Source organism: Aromatoleum sp., assembly GCF_035254505.1.
Taxonomy (GTDB): domain Bacteria; phylum Pseudomonadota; class Gammaproteobacteria; order Burkholderiales; family Rhodocyclaceae; genus Aromatoleum.
The window spans coordinates 1-17662 of sequence record NZ_DATFAO010000034.1 but is presented as its reverse complement, the minus strand read 5'-3'; the positions used below and the strand labels follow the sequence as shown (position 1 = coordinate 17662).

The window sequence follows — 17662 nt, the reverse complement described above, 5'->3', positions numbered from 1 at the left end:
GTCCTCAGCCCTTCGCCATCAGGTCGTGCAGCACCGTTTCGATGATCGCGACACCTTCGCGCAGCACGCTGTCGGGGATCGTCAGCGGTACCATCACGCGGATCACGTTGCCGTAGCTGCCGCAGGTGAGCAGCAGCAGGCCGCGGTTGAAGGCTTCGGCCTTGAGCTTGTTGGCGAGGTCCGCCGAGGGCGCGCCGGTCACGGGATCGACGAGTTCGATCGCGGTCATCGCACCCAGCCCGCGCACGTCGCCGATGCACTTCAGCGATCCCGCCATGTCGCGGAAGCTCGCGCGCAGCGACTCGCCGATCGCGATGCTGCGCTGGCACAGCCCTTCCTTCTCGATCACGTCGAGCACGGCCAACGCCGACGCGCAGGCGAGCGGATGGCCAGCGTAGGTGCTGCCAAGCCCGCCCGGCGGGATCGCGTCCATGATGTCCGCACGGCCGACGACCGCCGAGATCGGCATGCCGCCGCCCAGGCCCTTCGCGAGCGTGATGAGGTCGGGAGTGACGCCGAAGTGCTCCATCGCGAAGAGCTTGCCGGTACGGCCGATACCGGTCTGGATCTCGTCCGCGACGAGCAGGATGCCATGCGTGTCGCACAGTGCGCGCAGGCGCTGGAAGAATTCCGCGGTGCCCGGCACGTAGCCGCCCTCGCCCTGCACAGGTTCGACGAAGATCGCGCCGATGCGCTGCGGATCGACGTCGTTCTTGAACAGTTTCTCGATGCCCTCGATCGCGTCGTCGACGCTCACGCCGTGATAGGCCGAGGGATAGGGCGCGTGATACACGTCCGCCGGCAGCGGGCCGAAGCCGGTCTTGTAGGGTACGACCTTGCCGGTCATCGCCAGCGCGAACATCGTGCGGCCGTGGAAGGCACCGTTGAACGCGATGATGCCGGCGCGTCCCGTGTAGGCGCGCGCGATCTTGACCGCGTTCTCGTTCGCCTCGGCGCCGGTCGTCATGAACATCGCCTTCTTCGGGGCGCTGCCGGGGGCGAGCTGCGCGAGGCGCTCGGCCAGTGCGACGTAGCACTCGTAGGCCGCGACCTGGAAGCAGGTGTGCGAGAACTTCTCCAGCTGGCGCGACACCGCGCCGACGATCTCCGGATGATTGTGGCCGGTGTTGACGACCGCGATGCCGGCGCAGAAATCGATGTAGCGCTTGCCCTCGACGTCCCAGAGCTCGGCGTTCTCGGCGTGATCGGTGAACACGGGGTGTGCGTTGCCGATGCCGCGCGGTACGACGGCTGCACGGCGGTTCATCAGGGAGGCATTCGTAAGGGCTGGGCTGGTCATGATCGGTCATCCTCGGGGTGTGCGTCGGTGAGGTGACTGTACGGGCCTGACTCCAGTACAGCCAGACACAAAGCCCCCAGATTTCGGCGTTCCTGTATGGCTCGTCAAACCAATACAGTCGCAGCACAGGCGTTTCCGATGAGCGATTCGAGAATCGCGTGACGCAGCACAAAATGCCCAGTACGATCACATCGCGCAGCGTCCAGCGAGCGCTGCACGTCCCCCAACGACCGATCCCAGACACCATGTCCGACACGCTCCACGACGCCTCTGGCTGCACCGCCTGGAATCCCGGCGTGGAAACGCGGATTCCGCGTGAGTTCCGGGCCCTCGAAACGATCTGCCGCCCGGAGTGTGCCTTTTCGTCGCCGCAACTCCTCGACGAGCTCGGCGCAATGACCGGGCTGCCGCCGGAGGAACTCGCGGACTTGCGCCCGGAGCGCCTTGCGCTGCATGAGCTGATCGTGCGCATCACGGCCGATATCGCGGTCGAGGAAGGCGCGTCCGAGGAGAACTTCGGCCAGAACTTCCGCGCCATCGCTCATCAGATCCTCGCCGATCACATCACGCCCAACGCGGACGTGATCAAGCGTGTGTACACCGACTTGCAGCGCGACGCCGGCGAGCGCGTACGCTCCCTGCTCACCGCAGCGCTCGGACATGTTCCGGAACCGCCCCAGCCGCGCTCCTTAATCGGCCGCCTGTTCCGCAAAGCGCCACCGCCATCGGTGCGCGCCGAAACCGCGGCCGAGCGAGAGCACCGCGTCATCGCCCGCTTCAAGGCGACGGGCCTTGCCGCCAGCGATCCGCTCGAACGTGCCGTATTCAAGAGCCTCTACCGCGTGCTCGGCACGATCGCGACGACGCGCACCACGCTCGGCGGCGATCTGGAAATGCTCGGCCGCCTCGTGACCCAGCACGTCTGCAACACCTACGGCAGCCGACTGATCGGCCGCACGATCGCACCGATGATCGACGCCGCGATCGAGCAACAAGGCTATACGCGCGTGCTCAACCGCGCGACGCCCGTGCTGATCAGCCTGAAGGGCGCCTCGGCCGCGGGCAAGAGCTCGATCCGTCCGATGATCAAGCGCGTGATGCGCGAAAGCGGCATCGAAAGCGACGGCTACGCGACGATCAGCCCGGACGTCTGGCGCCGGCTGCTGCTCGACTACGAGTCGCTCGGGCCGGCACGCAAATACGCCGGCCAGCTCACGAGCCGCGAAGTGATGGTCATCGACGGCAAGCTCGATCGCCACATCAGCGACAAGGCGCGGCAGGCGCAGGCAATTCCGCATCTGCTCGTCGACCGCTTCCGCTTCGACAGCTTCTCGAGCAAGCAGATTGCCCGCGTCCTGCACGAGACCTATACGCGCTACGTGTCGACGATCCACATGTACTTCATCGTCACGCCGCCCGAGGAAACGGTCGAGCGTGGCTGGCAGCGCGCGCTGGAGCGCGGTCGCTACAAGGCGGTGGAAGACTTCCTCGGGCACTGCGTCGAGGCCTACAGCGGCATGCCACGCATGCTCTTCAAGTGGCTCGCGCACCAGCCCATCGACTACCGCTACTACTTCCTCGACAACCTCGTGCCGAAGGGCACCTTCCCGACCCCGATCGCTTTCGGCAACCGCCGCGAGATGACGATCTATGACGCGAGCCGGCTCGTCGACATCGGCCGCTACGAACACATCAACATCCACGCGCGGAGCCGCGCCGAGGTGTATCCCGACGGCTACCGCATCGACATCACGCGCGACAGCGCCTTCCTGCGCAACTGCCTGCGCCGCATCCCGCTCGTGACCTTCCGCGACGGCCCCAACGGTGTGCGCTATCTCGAATTCCGCCAGGGCACGCCGCGCCTGCTCGACGGCAAGGTGCTCGATCGGCTCACGATCAACCCCTACTTCGCCGCGATCCTCCGCGAAATCGCGCCGAAGCTCGACACGAGCGCCTGATGCTGAACCTCGACCACGAGTCCGACGTCGCCCTCGTCACCCAGATCACCAGCGGCCTGAAGCAGCTCGTCGCCCAGCGCAAACTCGCGCAGGGCATGAAAGTCCCGTCGATCCGGCAGTTCGCACGCCAGCACGGCATCAGCCCCTCGACCGTCGTCGAGGCCTACGATCGGCTCGTCGCCGAAGGCGTCCTCGTTGCGCGCCAGAACACCGGCTTCTTCGTCCGCAGCGGGATTCGCGACCGGCAGGATCCGCGGGATGTGGCCACGCCGGCACGCAGCATCGACTTCGACGCCCGCTGGCTCGTGCGGCGGATCTGGGAAGGCGAACCGGCGAGCATCAAGGCCGGCTGCGGCTGGCTGCCCGAGAGCTGGCTCGACGAGGAAGCGATCCGCCGCAACCTGCGTCAACTCGCCAATCGCCCCGACGGCAATTTCACGAGCTACGGCCTGCCGAAGGGACTGGAAGCACTGCGCTGGACGATCAGCGACTGGCTCGGCGAACATGAGATCTGCGCTGGACCGGAATCGGTGCTGCTGACCGGCGGCGCGAACCACGCGCTCGCGCTCGTCACCCGCTGCCTCGTGCGGCCCGGCGACATCGTGCTCGTCGACGATCCCGGCTACAGCGTGCTCAGTTCGCATCTCTCGGCCTGCGGCGCGCGCATCGTCGGCGTGCCCTGGGGATCGCAAGGCCCGGACCTCGGCCAGCTCGAAGCCCTGCTGTCCGTGCACAAGCCGCGCACCTTCTTCACGAACCCTCGGCTGCAGAACCCGACCGGCGCCTCCTACTCGCCCGCGACCGCGCACCGCGTGCTGCAGCTCGCTGACCGGCACGACCTCACGATCATCGAGGACGATGTCTCGATCGAACTCGACACCCTGCAGCGACGCAGCCTCGCGAGCCTCGACCAGCTGCGGCGCGTGATCTACGTCGGCAGCTTCTCAAAAAGCATCTCGCCCAGCCTGCGCGTCGGCTTCATCGTCGGCGACGTGCCGCTGATCGAGGAACTCACCGCGATCAAGATGGGGATGGGCCTCTCGTCGTCCGAACTCACCGAGCGCCTGACGCAGGAAATCCTCACCGAAGGCCGCTATCGCAAGCACCTCAAGGGACTGCGCCAGCGACTCGGCGAAGCGCTCGCGCAGACCTGTCACCGGCTGGAGGACGCGGGCCTCGAAGTGCTGCTGCATCCGCCGGCGGGCATGTTCGTGTGGGCACGCCATTCGGCGTACGCCGATGCCGGTCGACTCAGCGCCGCGGCAGCCGAGCACGGCATCCTGCTCGCGCCGGGGCATCTCTTCTCACAGGAAGTCGGCCCGCTACCGTGGATGCGCTTCAATGCCGCGTTCTGCGGCGATCCGCGGCTCTACGAGTTTCTGGCCTCAGCCTAGCCCGAAACCCGCCCGCCCGGCTGCGGCGGCTCACCCGCCGTCTGCATGCGTCGCCGCGCAATCGTCATCCTGACAATCGTCACGGCATTGGTCAGGCCGATCACCGTCTCCAGCGCCGCGCCGCCGATCGAGCCGGACAGGATGTTGTTCGTGAGCCAGAGACTGGTGCCGAAGAGCAGCGTCACCCGCAAGGCGATGCCGTCAAGGAAGAACATCGCGAGCGTGCCGACCACCGACCCGGCGAGTGGAAGCAGTTGTTGCCAGTGCGTCACGACTGCCGCGCCGAAACCGATGTTGGCGGCGACGACGGCTGCGGCGACCCACGGCGAGCGCGTGAAGATCGAAAGCCATGATCGGACCGCTGAGATGCCCGCGCCGGCCGCCGCGGCAGGGTTGCCGAGCAGGCTGAAATGCACGACGTAGGTGAGGCTCAGCGCCACGACGAAATAACGCAGTCGCCTGTCGTCCCGCTGCCAGAAGGCCGTGATGCCGACCACGAAGGCGGCATACCCGAGCAGTTGTGCCAGCGAAAAAGGGTCCGACCCGGTCGCGCTCACCACCGCTGCCCGCAGATCCGCATGCGGGCAATGACACGGGCCGAAGCGCAGCTCACGCGGCCTTGCCGATCAGGAAAACGTGCTCCTGTGCCGGACACTTCCCCCGCAGGCCGCCGGGCACATCGACGGTTTCAAGGAGGGTCGAATCGGATCGATCCGCATAATGGTGGCGCACTTCCTGCGTGCTCACCGAAAACGGCGGGCCCGCCTGCGCGGTCTGATCGTATTCGTACGTGATGAGCAGTTGCGGCACGCCGTCCGTGATGTCGGTCAGATGGCGGGAGTAGCGGTGGCGCATGTCTTGCGGCAAGGCCACGAGTGCGGCCCGGTCATACACGGCGTCCACCGGTCTGAGATCCTTCGCGATCAGGTCGAAGATGTCTCCGACGTAGACGTCGATGTCTTCGGTCGCGAAGCGTTCGAGGCGGCCGACCCGCGAGATCTGCGGCTCGACGCCGAGTTCGGCAAACAATTGCTCGATCGCGACCCGGCTCAGCTCGGCGCCCGCGACGCGGCAGCCTTGCGAAAGCAGCCAGGCGATATCACGCGTCTTTCCGCACAAGGGGACGAAGACCCGGCTACCGGCAGCGACCGAAAGGTCTCCGAAGTACTTGACGAGAAACGGATTGATTTCATTCTGGTGAAACCCGATCTCGTTCTTTTCCCATTTCGCATGCCAGAAGCTTGGGTCCATCTGCAATATCCTTTGTGAATTCCGCGACAGCCACGATGGTCAATCCCGGTCGGCCGACGCTCTCGCAGGTGAGACGGGCTTGTTCACGACGTGTTCAGGCTCTGCGGCGCAAAGTGCAGTCATAGCCCGCAAGCCGCGGGCGCGGCACGAGTCCCAGACCTCGCCGACCTAACCAAAGGATGAAACGTCATGAAACTCCGCGAAACCGTATTCTTCAAGCAACTCGTTGCCGTCATCGTCGGCACCGTCCTGGTCGTCTCCACCTCCGCCTTTGTCTCGATCCCGCTCAGCCTCGCCGCGAGCGGAGCCGCGACGCACTTGTGCTGACCTGGCGCCCTACGACGCTTACGTGGGCGTCCCGGCCTTGCTTCGCTTGTCCGAGTACATCGCGCCGTCGGCGTGGCTCAGAAGCTGTTCGATGTCGAGTCCGTGCTCGGGATAGAGCGCCATTCCGACGCTCGCCGCAGCACGCAGCACGCGCCCGCCGAGATCCATCGGCGGGCTCATCACATCCCTGACCTTGTCTGCGACAGCCTCGGCATCCACAGGGCTATGCAGGTCTTCCAGCAGCAGGACGAATTCGTCGCCGCCGAGCCGCGCGACGGTATCGGTTTCGCGCACGCAGAATTGCAGCCGCCGTGCGACTTCCTGCAGCAACTGGTCCCCTACGGCGTGCCCCAACGAGTCATTGACCTGCTTGAAGTCGTCCACGTCGATATACAGCACCGCCATCCCCCGCTGGTTGCGGGCGCTGCGTGCGAGGGCAGACAGGATGCGCTCCTGGAAGAGACGCCGGTTCGGCAGGCCGGTCAGTTCGTCGTGCCGTGCGGCGCGCAGCAGTTCGGCCTTGAGCTGTGCGCGGTCGATGGCGATCGCGACCTGTTCGGAGACGAAATGCAGCAGCTCCTTGTCCCGCTCCGAATAATGGGTGCCGGGCTCGCTCTTCAGCACCAGCACGCCGATCGTTTCCTGCTGCGCCACCAGCGGCAGCGCGAGCGTGCACCCGCTCCCGGCCGCGGACATTTCGGTGCCGGACAGGGCCGCGAGCGCCGCGTCCCGCGTCGCCCCGGAAACTCCGCCGCACATGACCTGATCGCAGAAATGACAGGCGACCGGGACGTCGAGGACCGGCGAATTCCCGTGCTTGTCCATCTGATATGTGAAGCTGAGTTTCTTCGTGCGCCGGTCACAGGTCGCGAGGGCCAAGCCCGCCACCGGGACCAGCGTGGCAAGAATGCGGTGGATTTCGCGCAGCAGGACGTCCAGATCCGCGGCCTCGTGCGCAGCTTCGGAGATCGCGTAGGTTGCATGCTGGACGGCCTCCGCCTGTCTCAGCTCGGTGACGTCGCGCGCGACGCCGATCCGCAACCGGTCCTTCTCGGACCAGCGGGCAGACCACATGACGTGCACGCGACGGCCGTCCTTGCGCAGGTAGCGGTTCTCGAATCCGATCCGTTGATCGCCCGCAATCACGCGCGCGGCCTCTTCGCGGGTCCTCTCGCGGTCTTCCGGCACGACATAGTCGAACAAGCTACGCCCCGCCAACTCCTGCGGCGAATAGCCGAACATGCGCTCGCACGCGGCGTTCGCATAGACGATGCGCCCCTCGGCGTCGACGAGGAGCACGGTATCGAGGAGCAGGTCGAGGAAGTCCGGCAAGCAGCCGTCCCGCGTTTCCGTGGCCATCCCGAAAGGTTACTACCATTGCGTTTCAATGCGATGGAATCGCGATGCGGATTCCGTGACATTTGGCCGGATGATCAGGCGCGAAGCAGCTTTCTCAGGCCGCGGATAAGGATACCAAGCCCGGGCAGCTTCATGTAAAGCTCTTCGGATGGGTCCCAGTAGTCGCGGTGATAGCGCACCCTGCCCTCGGCGTCGAATCGGAGATAGGACACGCCGCGAATGAGTTGCGGGCTGTTTCTCGCGCCGAGTCGGGCCCGGAAGTGGAACTCCCAGACCAACATCGCCCCTCGCCCGTCGCCGAGCGGTTCCATGATGACAAAGCGCGGCTGGGAAACCCGCCGGAACATGTCGGCGAAGATGTGCTGGATCGCCGCCGCGCCGACGACTTCATTGAACGGGTCCTTGAAGTAGGCGGCTTCGGCGTAGAACTCGGGCAGCCGGACGAGATTTTCGGCCGTCAGCTCTTCGTAGAACTGGATCAGGGCGTCGAGGGCCATCTCAGCCTCCGGTCAAGCGCCGCACGAGCGGGAAGTACCATCGGTACGGCAGCAGCGCGAGGAGTTTCATCAATCGGGTGAAGCGTCTCGGGAAATGGATTTCGAAACGGCCGTCGGCGAAACCTTCGAGCAGGGCGATGGCCGCCTCGTCGGGCGCGTGCAGCGCCGGCATCGCGAAGTCGTTCTTTGCCGTCAGGCGGGTTGCGACAAAGCCGGGATTCACGACCCAGACTCCGATGCCCTTGGGTGCGAGATCGAGATGCAGACATTCGGCGAAATGGATCAGCGCCGCCTTGCCGGGGCCGTAGCACAGCGCTTTCGGCAATCCGCGATAGCCGGCGACGCTCGCAACGAAGGCGATGCCCCCGCCGGGCGGAAGGTCCGCGAGTACGGTCGCCGTCAGGCGCAGCGCGCCCTGAAAGTTGACCTCGATGACGCGCTCGGCAATGGCGAGGTCGAATTGCTCGACGGACATCGGAACGTAATCCCCGGCGAGATAGACGACGAGATCGACGCCGCCTAACGCGTCCAGGATCGCGTCGCGTGCGCGGGCCAGGCTCGCCGGATCGGTGGCATTGCAGGGAGCGAGGAGTACGTCGTCAAGTCCGAGCCGGCCAAGGCCGTCGGCACTGCGCGCCGAAAGGGCAAGACGGGCACCGAGGCGATGCAGTTCGCGAGCCGTGGCGGCACCGATGCCGGTCGACGCCCCCACGAGCCAGACGCGCTTGCCGCGCCAGTCCGAGATTGGGGGATTCACGGCTGCGGCGGCCTTTTGACGAAGGTCAGCGAGACCTCCCCGAGCCGGAAACCCCACTTCGACATGTAGGACCGGTTCAGCATCACCCGGTCATCCATCAGGAACATCCAGTCGTCGAAATCGACGTGGTAGACCTTGTCGTCGACGGGCAGCGCCAGTACGTAGCGCCAGCGCAGGGCGTTGCCGGCGACTTCGCCCACGGCCTCCCCGATCACGTCGTCGGCGCGCCCGCGGAAACTTCCGTCGGGCTGACGGATCAGGGTCCACTCGCGGCGCGAGCTTGTTCCGTCGGACCAGCTGAATTGCTCGTCGAGCACGCCGGTATCGCCGCTCCAGCGGGCTTCGATGAGGACGTGAAAGCGTTTCGTCACTTCGCCGGAGCGGCCCTGGAACATTCCCCACGCGTCGAGCGTCCCGTTAAGGTAGTCCCTGAGGTCGAGTTCGGGCCGTTCGGCCCGGTAGCGGTCGACGTCCGTCGACATGCAGGCTGTCAGGCAAAAGGGCAGCAGCGCAGCACCGAGTCGTTTCATGAGCAGATCTCCAGAAAACCACGCCAGCGCCACAGGAGCATTGCGGCGAGCGCCTTGAGCACGAGCGGCAGCAGCGCATAGGTGAAGCTCAGCGCTGCAAGGCCCGCAGAATCGCCCGGGGCATAACCGAGCCAGCCGAGCAGCGGCAGGGCCAGTCCGGCCGCGAGCGCGAGGTTGAGCTTCGCGACGAAGTTCCACAGGCCGAAGCAGGCGCCCGCCTGCCCCTGTCGTTCCCCGAGGTCGGCGGCGATGGCCGCGGGCAGCGCCAGATCGGCCCCGAGCGCGAGGCCGGAGGCGGCGCAGATGACGGCAAAGGGGGCGACGTCGCCGGACCCGAGAAAAATGCATCCGGCGAAGGCGAGGACGGCGAGTGCCATCGCGAGGAGCCAGGCCGCCGGGCGGCCATGGGCGGCTGCGAGACGAACCCACAGTGGCAGGGATACCGCGCCTGCCACGAAATAGAGCGCGAGCAGCGGACCGGCGAGTTCCTCGGCATGCAGCACGTCGGCGACGAAGAAGAGAAAGAGGGTCGCCGGCACTGCAGACGCGATGCCGTTGGCGAAGAAGATCGTCAGCAGGCGGGAGAAGGCGGGGTCGGCAAGCACGCGATAGGGGCTTGCCGCGGGTTCGCGCGGCGCATGGCGCAGCCGCGCCCCCTCGCCCACCGTCAGCGTGACGGCGGCCGACATGAGGAGGAGCGGTGGCAAGGCCCACGCGAGCCGGGCGACGCCTTCGGCGGAGTCTGACGCGATCATCGAGGGCAGCGCAGCGGCGAGTACCACGCCCGCGAGCCCGAAACCTTCGCGGGCAGCGGTGAGCCGCGTGCGTGCGGCGGAGTCGGGCGCGACGTCCGCGCCCCAGGCTTGATAGGCGACCGTCGCCGCGGAGAAGCCGAGGTAGGTCAGGGTCAGCGATGCGAGCAGCCACGCGGTCGGGTGAGAGACTGCGGGATTCATCAGAGCGACGAAACCGATCGCCAGCGGCACGAGCGCGACGACGAGCATTCGGCGTTTGGGCAGGCGATCGGCGAGACCGCCGAGCCAGGGATCGAGCGCCGCGTCGGCGAGGCGGGCGCCGAGCAGGATCACGCCGAGCAGCGTGAGGTCCATGCCGGCGCTGTCCGCATACAGCCTCGGGACGTGCACATAGACCGGCAGCGCGGCAAAGGCGAGCGGCAGCCCGAGCAGGCCATAGGTGAGGACGGGAGAGCTCATCGGCCGTCTCCCGATCGCCCCAGCAAGGCCGCCCGCAGCTCCGGTGCGCTCGTGCCGGCATCGAGCCAGATGCCGAAGAAGCGCCGGGCAAATGCGGTGTCCGCGATCTCACCGATGCCTCGCCCGTTATGCAGGAAGACGGCCCCGTCGGGGTGGTAAAGGCCGGTGATCGAATCGCCGGCAACGACATCGGGAAACAAGGCCCTCATCTGCGCGGCCCAGCGTCCGAGTTCGGCCTCGTCGCTGCCGAGCTTCTTCATCTCCTTGACGCTGGCTTCGACGATAACGGCGCCGCGAATGCTGCGGTGGTAATCGAGGCGCAACGCGAGCGGCGGCTGCAGCGGGTCGTCACCCGCCCACAGCGTGGCCTCGTAGATCAGCAGGCCCAGGCGCCGGAACGTTCCACTGCCCCAGCGCCGAAGTCCGGGCATCGGCTCAGGGCTGGCGAGCGCCGCCAGCGGCATCGCAAGGAGCGCCAGCAGCACGCGCCGCCGCTCATGCATGCGCGAGTTCGAACTGCACGACATCGACGCTTCCGGCGCGGAAGCCGGCTTCGCAGTAGCTGAGATACAGGCGCCACAGGCGGCGGAAATCCTCGTCGAAACCGAGTGGCCGGATGTCCGGCCAGCGCGCTTCGAAAGTCTGGCGCCATTCGGCGAGCGTGCGCGCGTAGTCGAGGCCGAAGGCGTGCTCGTCCCGCACGACGAGCCCTGCCCTCGCGGCTGCCTTGCGGAAGGCGCTGCGCGACGGAAGCATGCCGCCGGGAAAGATGTACTGCTGGATGAAGTCGGTCCCTTTGCGGTAGGCGGCGAACAGGTCGTCGCGGATCGTGATGCTCTGGATCACGGCCTTTCCACCGGGCTTCAGGGACCGCGCGACGGTCCGAAAATAACTCGGCCACCAGCGTTCGCCGACGGCTTCGAACATCTCGATCGACACGACATGGTCGAAGCGCTCCTGCAGGTCGCGATAATCCTGCAGGCGCAGCTCCGCACCCGGCACGCGCTGCTGCGCCCAGGCGAGCTGAGCCGGCGACAAGGTCAGGCCGGTGACGCGCAGTCCCCGTGCGACGGCCCGTTCGACGAAACCTCCCCAACCGCAGCCGATCTCGAGCACGTGCTGGCCGGACCCGGCGCCGAGGCGTTCGAGGATGCGCTCGTACTTCGCGCGCTGCGCGGCATCGAGCGAGAGCTCGCCCGCGCCGCCATACAGCGCGGACGAATAGCTCATCGTCGGATCCAGCCACAGACGATAGAAATCGTTGCCGAGATCGTAGTGCGCCATGATGTTGCGACGGCTGCCGTTGCGGCTGTTGCGGTTCAACCAGTGACGGATGCGGGCAGCGAGCAGCGGGCGCCAGGAGCCGTAGATCGCCCTCTTCAGCACTTCGCGGTTCGCGGCGAGCAGGGTCAGCACGGCCGTCAGGTCGGGCGAATCCCATAACCCATCGAGGTAGGCCTCGGCGAAGCCGATGTCGCCTCGCGCCAGCACCCGTCCGAACAGGGCTTCGTCATGAACTTGCAGCACGGCGACGTGCTCGCCATCGCCGAAGAGCGCGCTCGATCCGTCCGGCAGACGTACGTCGAGCCGTCCGCCGCGAAGGCCGTCGAGCAAGGTGAAGAGGACAGGAACGTCTCGCGAGCCCGGCGCGGTGCCGCAGAGGATCGTCGCAGTATTCATTTGGTCGATTTCCCGAGAGGTTCGGCGGCAGGCGCGACGGCATGCGCGCCGTGGAAGGGCACACCCTTGAGCCAAAGCCTGAGGGCCTGCCAGTGAATACGGACCATCACGCCCAGGGTCATGAACGGCATGCGCAGCAGGGCGGAGAGCAGAGCGCTGCGAGTCCACGGGCGGGGCGAACCGGAAATCGAGGTGCGCAGCAGTTCGCCTTCGGCATCGTCGTAATCGATGCGGGCTACCTGCACGCGACGTTCGAGCTGGAAGCGGAAGCGGTAGCCGCCCTGCACCTCGTTGAAGGGCGAAACGTGGAAGACCTTCTCGGCGTGCAGCGCTTCGCCCTCGGCGAGCGTTTTGCCGTGGCGGTGCAGCACGTAGCCGTAGGTGCCGCCGAAGGTGTTGTTGACCTCGACCAGGATCGCGACCAGCCGCTGGTCGCGGGCGTGGCAGTACCAGAAGCTCACCGGATTGAAGACGTAGCCGAGCACGCGGGGAAAGGTCTGCAACACCACTTCTCCGTCGTCGGGCAGGCCGCGCTCGCGCAGCAGGCCGCGAATCCAGGGCAACAGCGGGCTGCCGTCGCGCGGGCCGTGATCCTCGCTACGAAAGCTCAGCAGGTTGGGCCGATCGACGGAAAACACGCCACAGTTGGCCGACGCGAGGTCACGCAGCGGCAACTGCACATAGAAAACCGGATAGACGAAGTCGTTGATCCGCGGCCGCAGCCTGCGGTGCATCACTTGGCCGAAGAAGAGCTGCGGACGGAAGCCCATGGGCGCTCTCACGCGACCGCGACCGCGCGCTGCGGGTGCGCGGCACTGCCTTGCCAGGGCGCCCTGACGCCGAGCCGATTGGCGACGTTCACTGCCGACACGAGCCCGTCCTCGTGAAACCCGTAGCGGCCCCACGCGCCCGCCAGCCAGATCCCCCCCTCGCCCTGCACCGCGTCGAGCCGCTGCTGCGCGGCGATCGCCGGGCCGTCGAAGATCGGATGCGCGTAATCGAACTGCGCGATGACTTTTGCGTGGTCGGGCTCGCGCACGGGGTTCAGTGTGACGACGACGGGCGCTTTGAAGGGCAGCGGCTGAAGCCTGTTGATCAGATAGGACACGCCGACCGGCTGCCCGTCCGCCCGACCGGCCCCGGCAAAGTAGTTCCACGCCGACCACAGCCTGCGCTCCCGCGGCAGTAGCGCCGGGTCGGTGTGCAGCACCGCGCGGTTGTGCTGATAGCGGATTGCGGCCAGCACCTCCCGCTGCCCCTCACTCGCCGTGGAACCGAGGATCGTCTTCGCCTGATCGCCGTGGCAGGCCATGACGACGTGGTTAAAGCATTCGCTGCCGAGCGCGTGACCGACCCTGAGCCAATCGCCGTCCCGGCTGACCGAGGCGACAGGGCAAGCGAGCCGCACGTCATCGAGAGCCTCCGCGATGCGCGTCACGTATTCGCGGCCGCCCCCACTCACCGTGCGCCATTTCGGCCGGTCGAAAATCTGCAGCAGGCCGTGGTTCTGGCAGAAGCGGACGAAGGTGGCGAGCGGCATGTCGAGCATCTGCCCGGTCGGACACGACCAGATCGCGGCCGCCATCGGGAGCAAGTACCAGTCGGAGAAGGAACGCGAATATCGCCCCTCTTCGAGAAAGTCCCGCAGGCTGCGCTGCTCGTCCGGGTGCGTCGTCAGCCAGGCGGCGCTTTCGCGGTTGAAGCGCAGGATGTCCGACAGCATGGCCCAGAACGGGCGACGGAAGAGATTGCGCTTCTGGCCGAAGACGGTCGCGAGATTGCTTCCCGCCCATTCGAGTCGAGGCTCCTCGAGACTCACGGAGAAGGACATTTCGGACTCCGTACTCTCGACGCCGAGCAGCATGAAGAGCGCAACGAGGTTCGGGTAAGTCCGGTCGTTGAACACGAGGAAGCCGGTGTCGACCGGATGCGTGCGCCCTTCCAGACTCACGTCGACGGTGTTCGTGTGACCACCCAGATAGCTGCCCGCCTCGAACAGGGTCACGTTGTATCGATACCGCAGCAACCATGCTGTCGCTAGCCCGGATATGCCGGCACCCACCACCGCGACGCGCTCTCTGCCCATGCTGCCCTCCCTTTTGTTCGACCGTTTGTCCTAGACAAACTCGCCGTTGGTTCGTAAGATAGGGATGCAGATTTGGTTTGTCAACGTTTCGTCCAACTTTTGTTCAGGACAAATGAACCTACCCCCGTTTAACATCGCCGCCGTCGAACGTGACACCGGCCTCTCGAAGGACGTACTCCGCATGTGGGAGCGGCGCTACGGTTTCCCGACGCCCGAACGCGACGCGAACGGCGAACGGCTGTATCCGCACGATCAGGTCGAGCGGCTGCGTCTGGTCAAACGCCTGATGGATCAAGGGCATCGGCCGGGCAAACTGATGGGACTGGCAAGCGAGGAGCTGGCCGCGCTGGCGCGCCGGGCCCCTGCCCCGCGCGAATCGTCCTCAGCGGCGGTGGACGAGAAGCTCGACGAGTTGCTCGAACTGATCCGCCGGCACGATTCGGTCGGATACCTGCTGGCGATGCAGCAGCGGCTTGGACGGCAAGGACTGCAGCGTTTTGTCCAGGACACGCTTGCGCCCTTGACTCATGAGGTCGGCAAGGCCTGGGAAGACGGGCGCATCGAGGTCTTCGAAGAACATCTGTTTACAGAACTGACGACGCGCCTGTTGCGCCAAGCAATTGGGGCTCTTCCGGCCGGCTCGCGCCCGCGCCCGCGCGTGATATTGACCAGCGTGCCCGAAGAACAGCACGAGCTCGGTCTGCTGATGGTCGAGTCCCTGCTCGCCCTCGAAGGGGCCGAATGTGTCCCGCAAGGCACCCAGATGCCCGTGCTCGAAATCGTCCATGCGGCTGAAGCGCATCGCATCGACGTCATCGCCCTGTCCTTCTCGATCGCCTTCCCGCAAAGGCAGATCAGCGGACTGCTGCGACATCTGCGGCAGCTGCTGCCCGGCCACGTCGCACTCTGGGCAGGCGGAGAAGGGATCAAGCGGGCGACGCCGCTCGAAGGCGTGGATTACCTTCCCCTGCTGGCGGACGCTGCCGAAGCGACCGCCGCGTGGCGGAAAGCCCACCCCTGAAGCCGAGGACGGCAGAGGCTAGCGGCAGTCGGTCAGCCGATAGACGCCGCTAGGCTCCAACACTGCCCGCCAGCCGGCTTCGAGCAGGATCGTCGTCGTTGGCTCCTCGATCAGCGCCGGGCCATGGATAGCGACGCCGCAGCGGATCCGCTCGCCGTCATAGACCGGCACCTCGCTCGGCACGATGTCGTCGCCCTGACCGAGATACACCTTGCGCCAGCTCTTGACCGGGTCTGCCGCGGCGTCGACATCGTCGTGCCCGCAGGCGGGGAAATCCGGGAACATGCCATAGACCGTGCTCTCGATATTGACGATCTCGACCGGGCTGTCCGGCTCGCAGAAGGTGAAGAGACGCTGGTGGATCTCGTCGAAACGCTGCCGCAGCAGTGCGGCCGACTCGGGCAGCATGCGCCCCTTGCCCGCCGGCACCGTGCATTCCTGGATCTGTCCGACGTAGCGCATGTCGAGCGAACGCTCGATGCGGATCCTGTCGTCCGCGAAGCCCTCGTCCCGCAGCACGCGCAGCCCTTCGGCCTCGATGTCCTGGAAGAGCCATTCGAGCCGCAGGAAGTCGGTGTGCTCGTCGAGGCGGCCGGGGCAGGCGGCCATGTAGCTGTATTTGACGTCGGAGAGGACTTGCCCGAACGCGCACAATCCCGACGCGAGCTTGGGCACGAGCACCTGGCGGATGCCGATCTCGGACGCCAGTGCGGTGATGTGCGCGCCGGTGGCGCCGCCGGCCGCGACGAGGGAAAAATCGCGCGGGTCGTAGCCGCGTTCGACCGAGACGCGGCGAATGCCCGCCACCATGTTGGTATTGACGACGCGCACGACCCCGTAAGCGGCTTTCTCGACCGAGATCCCCAGCGGCTCCGCGATGTGACGTGCCAATGCCGCGCGTGCGGCGCCGGCATCGATCGGCAGACGCCCGCCGAGCAGCGCCTCGGGGTTGAGGTAGCCGAGCACGACGTTGGCGTCGGTCACGGTCGGCCGTTCTCCGCCGCGCTGGTAGCACGCCGGCCCGGGATTCACGCCGGCGCTCTGCGGCCCCACCGAGAGCATGCCGTAGCGATCGACCGCCGCGATCGAGCCGCCACCTGCGCCGAGCATCTCGACCTGGATCACCGGGATGCCGAGCCGGTAGCGCAGGAAATCGACGTTCTTCGCGATGTTCGCGCGGCCCGCGTGGCACAGCGTGACGTCGAAGGAGGTGCCGCCCATGTCGACGGTGATGATGTCGTCGACGCCGAGCGGACGCGCGACGAAAGTGCCGGCGCGCGGCGCCGCCGCCGGACCGGAATTGACTGCATACACGGCCCGGCGTGTGAATTCGGCGGGCGAGGCCATGCCGCCATTCGACTGGAAGTAGCGCAGGCGCGAGGCGCCGTCGTATTCGGCGAAAAAGCCTTCCAGCTCACGCACATATTGCGCGACCGACGGTCCCAGGTAGGCGTTGAGCACGGCCGTCGAGGTGCGCGTGTACTCGCGGATCTGCGGCAGCACGTCGGAGCCAATCGACACGTAGACGCCGGGCAGCAGTTCGCGGACGATCTCCGCTGCGCGCTGCTCGTGGGCGGTGTTCACACAGGACCAGACGAAGGAGATCGCGACCGCCTCGACGCCCTGCTCGCGGAAGAAGGCGCAGGCCTCGGCGACGTCGTTTTCGTTCAACGACGTCAGCACGGAGCCGTCGGACACGATCCGCTCACGCACGGGACGACGCAGGTAGCGCTCGACGAGCATCCGCGCCGGCGGATAGTTCGGGTTGTAGCGGTAACCCTCCTCCTTCTGGCCGAGCCGGATCTCGAGCGAATCCTCGTGGCCCGCCGTCGTCAGCAATCCGACCTTGGCGCCCGAGTGCTGGATCAGCGCGTTGAGCGCGATGGTCGTACCGTTCACGCACAGCTCGGTCGCGTCGATCAGCGCGCGGGCGTCGAGTCCCAGCGCCTCTTCAATCTGACCGAAGCCGGCCGTGAGCGCCCGCTTCGGGTCCTCGGGGGTCGATTCGACCTTGAACAGCCAGGTGCGCCCGCCGTTGTCGGCGAGCACGAAGTCGGTGAACGTCCCGCCGGTATCGATGCCCAGACGGTAGGTCACGGGGTCTGCGGAACTCATTGCGCACTCATCATCGACAGGTATTCAAAAAGCCGCTCGCTGTCGCAGTAGGCGACGTTGAAGCGGACCCACGGCGAACCGTTCGCGCCGGTGCAGAAGCCCGCGACCGGCGCCATCAGGATTCCCCGCACGTTGGCCTCGTTGCACAGCGGCTCCGGGTCGTCCAGGCCGGG

At 66.5% G+C, this 17662-nt stretch carries 17 protein-coding genes; 4 read left to right on the top strand and 13 right to left on the bottom strand.

Translation table 11 applies throughout. From position 1 onward, the window contains the following. Positions 1-4: 4 nt before the first annotated feature. A complete protein-coding gene (gene gabT, locus VJ673_RS05695) occupies positions 5-1300 on the bottom strand; it encodes a 4-aminobutyrate--2-oxoglutarate transaminase (protein ID WP_324125082.1) in 1296 nt (431 codons plus the stop codon). 245 nt (positions 1301-1545) lie between these two features. Here gabT and VJ673_RS05690 point away from each other — a divergent pair, with 245 nt between their 5' ends. Together VJ673_RS05690 and VJ673_RS05685 are read left to right on the top strand one after the other, a co-directional pair. Continuing rightward, complete coding sequence (locus VJ673_RS05690; RefSeq protein ID WP_324125081.1) at positions 1546-3258, top strand: zeta toxin family protein; 1713 nt, start codon at positions 1546-1548, stop codon at positions 3256-3258. Beyond that, entirely contained in the window at positions 3258-4652 is a 1395-nt protein-coding gene (locus VJ673_RS05685) for an aminotransferase-like domain-containing protein (RefSeq protein WP_324125080.1), read from the top strand. Before VJ673_RS05690 ends, VJ673_RS05685 begins: the two co-directional genes overlap by 1 nt. On the opposite strand, the gene VJ673_RS05680 is transcribed toward VJ673_RS05685, so the two are convergent. Then, positions 4649-5209 (bottom strand): YgjV family protein, encoded by a 561-nt coding sequence (locus VJ673_RS05680; protein ID WP_324125079.1) that lies wholly within the window; start codon positions 5207-5209, stop codon positions 4649-4651. The two genes, VJ673_RS05685 and VJ673_RS05680, sit on opposite strands and share 4 nt — an antisense overlap. A gap of 52 nt (positions 5210-5261) precedes the next feature. Next, entirely contained in the window at positions 5262-5903 is a 642-nt protein-coding gene (gene tmpT, locus VJ673_RS05675) for a thiopurine S-methyltransferase (protein WP_324125077.1), read from the bottom strand. 189 nt (positions 5904-6092) lie between these two features. Here tmpT and VJ673_RS05670 point away from each other — a divergent pair, with 189 nt between their 5' ends. Next, on the top strand, positions 6093-6230 hold the full coding sequence (locus tag VJ673_RS05670; protein ID WP_324125076.1) for a hypothetical protein: 138 nt from the start codon (positions 6093-6095) through the stop codon (positions 6228-6230). 18 nt (positions 6231-6248) lie between these two features. Here VJ673_RS05670 and VJ673_RS05665 read toward each other — a convergent pair whose 3' ends face one another. The 9 genes from VJ673_RS05665 to VJ673_RS05625 form a co-directional block, all read right to left on the bottom strand. Then, positions 6249-7589 carry a sensor domain-containing protein gene (locus tag VJ673_RS05665; RefSeq protein WP_324125075.1) on the bottom strand — a complete coding sequence of 447 codons (1341 nt, stop codon included), beginning with the start codon at positions 7587-7589 and terminating at the stop codon, positions 6249-6251. A gap of 74 nt (positions 7590-7663) precedes the next feature. Further along, positions 7664-8086 carry a nuclear transport factor 2 family protein gene (locus tag VJ673_RS05660; RefSeq protein ID WP_324125073.1) on the bottom strand — a complete coding sequence of 141 codons (423 nt, stop codon included), beginning with the start codon at positions 8084-8086 and terminating at the stop codon, positions 7664-7666. A gap of 1 nt (position 8087) precedes the next feature. Further along, entirely contained in the window at positions 8088-8843 is a 756-nt protein-coding gene (locus tag VJ673_RS05655) for an SDR family NAD(P)-dependent oxidoreductase (protein ID WP_324125072.1), read from the bottom strand. Then, positions 8840-9373 (bottom strand): DUF3833 domain-containing protein, encoded by a 534-nt coding sequence (locus VJ673_RS05650; protein WP_324125071.1) that lies wholly within the window; start codon positions 9371-9373, stop codon positions 8840-8842. Before VJ673_RS05650 ends, VJ673_RS05655 begins: the two co-directional genes overlap by 4 nt. Next, positions 9370-10587 (bottom strand): MFS transporter, encoded by a 1218-nt coding sequence (locus VJ673_RS05645; RefSeq protein WP_324125070.1) that lies wholly within the window; start codon positions 10585-10587, stop codon positions 9370-9372. The genes VJ673_RS05650 and VJ673_RS05645 overlap by 4 nt, the downstream gene beginning before the upstream one ends. After that, the gene (locus VJ673_RS05640; RefSeq protein WP_324125069.1) at positions 10584-11114 is read right to left on the bottom strand and encodes a chalcone isomerase family protein; all 531 of its coding nucleotides are present in this window, start codon (positions 11112-11114) and stop codon (positions 10584-10586) included. Before VJ673_RS05640 ends, VJ673_RS05645 begins: the two co-directional genes overlap by 4 nt. Then, positions 11083-12267: a cyclopropane-fatty-acyl-phospholipid synthase family protein gene (locus VJ673_RS05635; RefSeq protein WP_324125068.1), complete on the bottom strand. Its 1185-nt coding sequence runs from the start codon at positions 12265-12267 to the stop codon at positions 11083-11085. Before VJ673_RS05635 ends, VJ673_RS05640 begins: the two co-directional genes overlap by 32 nt. Then, positions 12264-13037 carry a DUF1365 domain-containing protein gene (locus VJ673_RS05630; RefSeq protein ID WP_324125067.1) on the bottom strand — a complete coding sequence of 258 codons (774 nt, stop codon included), beginning with the start codon at positions 13035-13037 and terminating at the stop codon, positions 12264-12266. Before VJ673_RS05630 ends, VJ673_RS05635 begins: the two co-directional genes overlap by 4 nt. Before the next feature lie 8 nt (positions 13038-13045). Then, on the bottom strand, positions 13046-14353 hold the full coding sequence (locus VJ673_RS05625; protein WP_324125065.1) for an NAD(P)/FAD-dependent oxidoreductase: 1308 nt from the start codon (positions 14351-14353) through the stop codon (positions 13046-13048). Positions 14354-14465: 112 nt separating this feature from the next. Between VJ673_RS05625 and VJ673_RS05620 the strand changes: the two genes are divergently transcribed. Continuing rightward, positions 14466-15374, top strand: a complete 909-nt coding sequence (locus tag VJ673_RS05620; RefSeq protein ID WP_324125064.1) for a MerR family transcriptional regulator — start codon at positions 14466-14468, stop codon at positions 15372-15374. 18 nt (positions 15375-15392) lie between these two features. Here VJ673_RS05620 and capA read toward each other — a convergent pair whose 3' ends face one another. Next, positions 15393-17489: a caprolactamase subunit alpha gene (gene capA / locus VJ673_RS05615; protein WP_324125063.1), complete on the bottom strand. Its 2097-nt coding sequence runs from the start codon at positions 17487-17489 to the stop codon at positions 15393-15395. Positions 17490-17662: the final 173 nt, after the last annotated feature.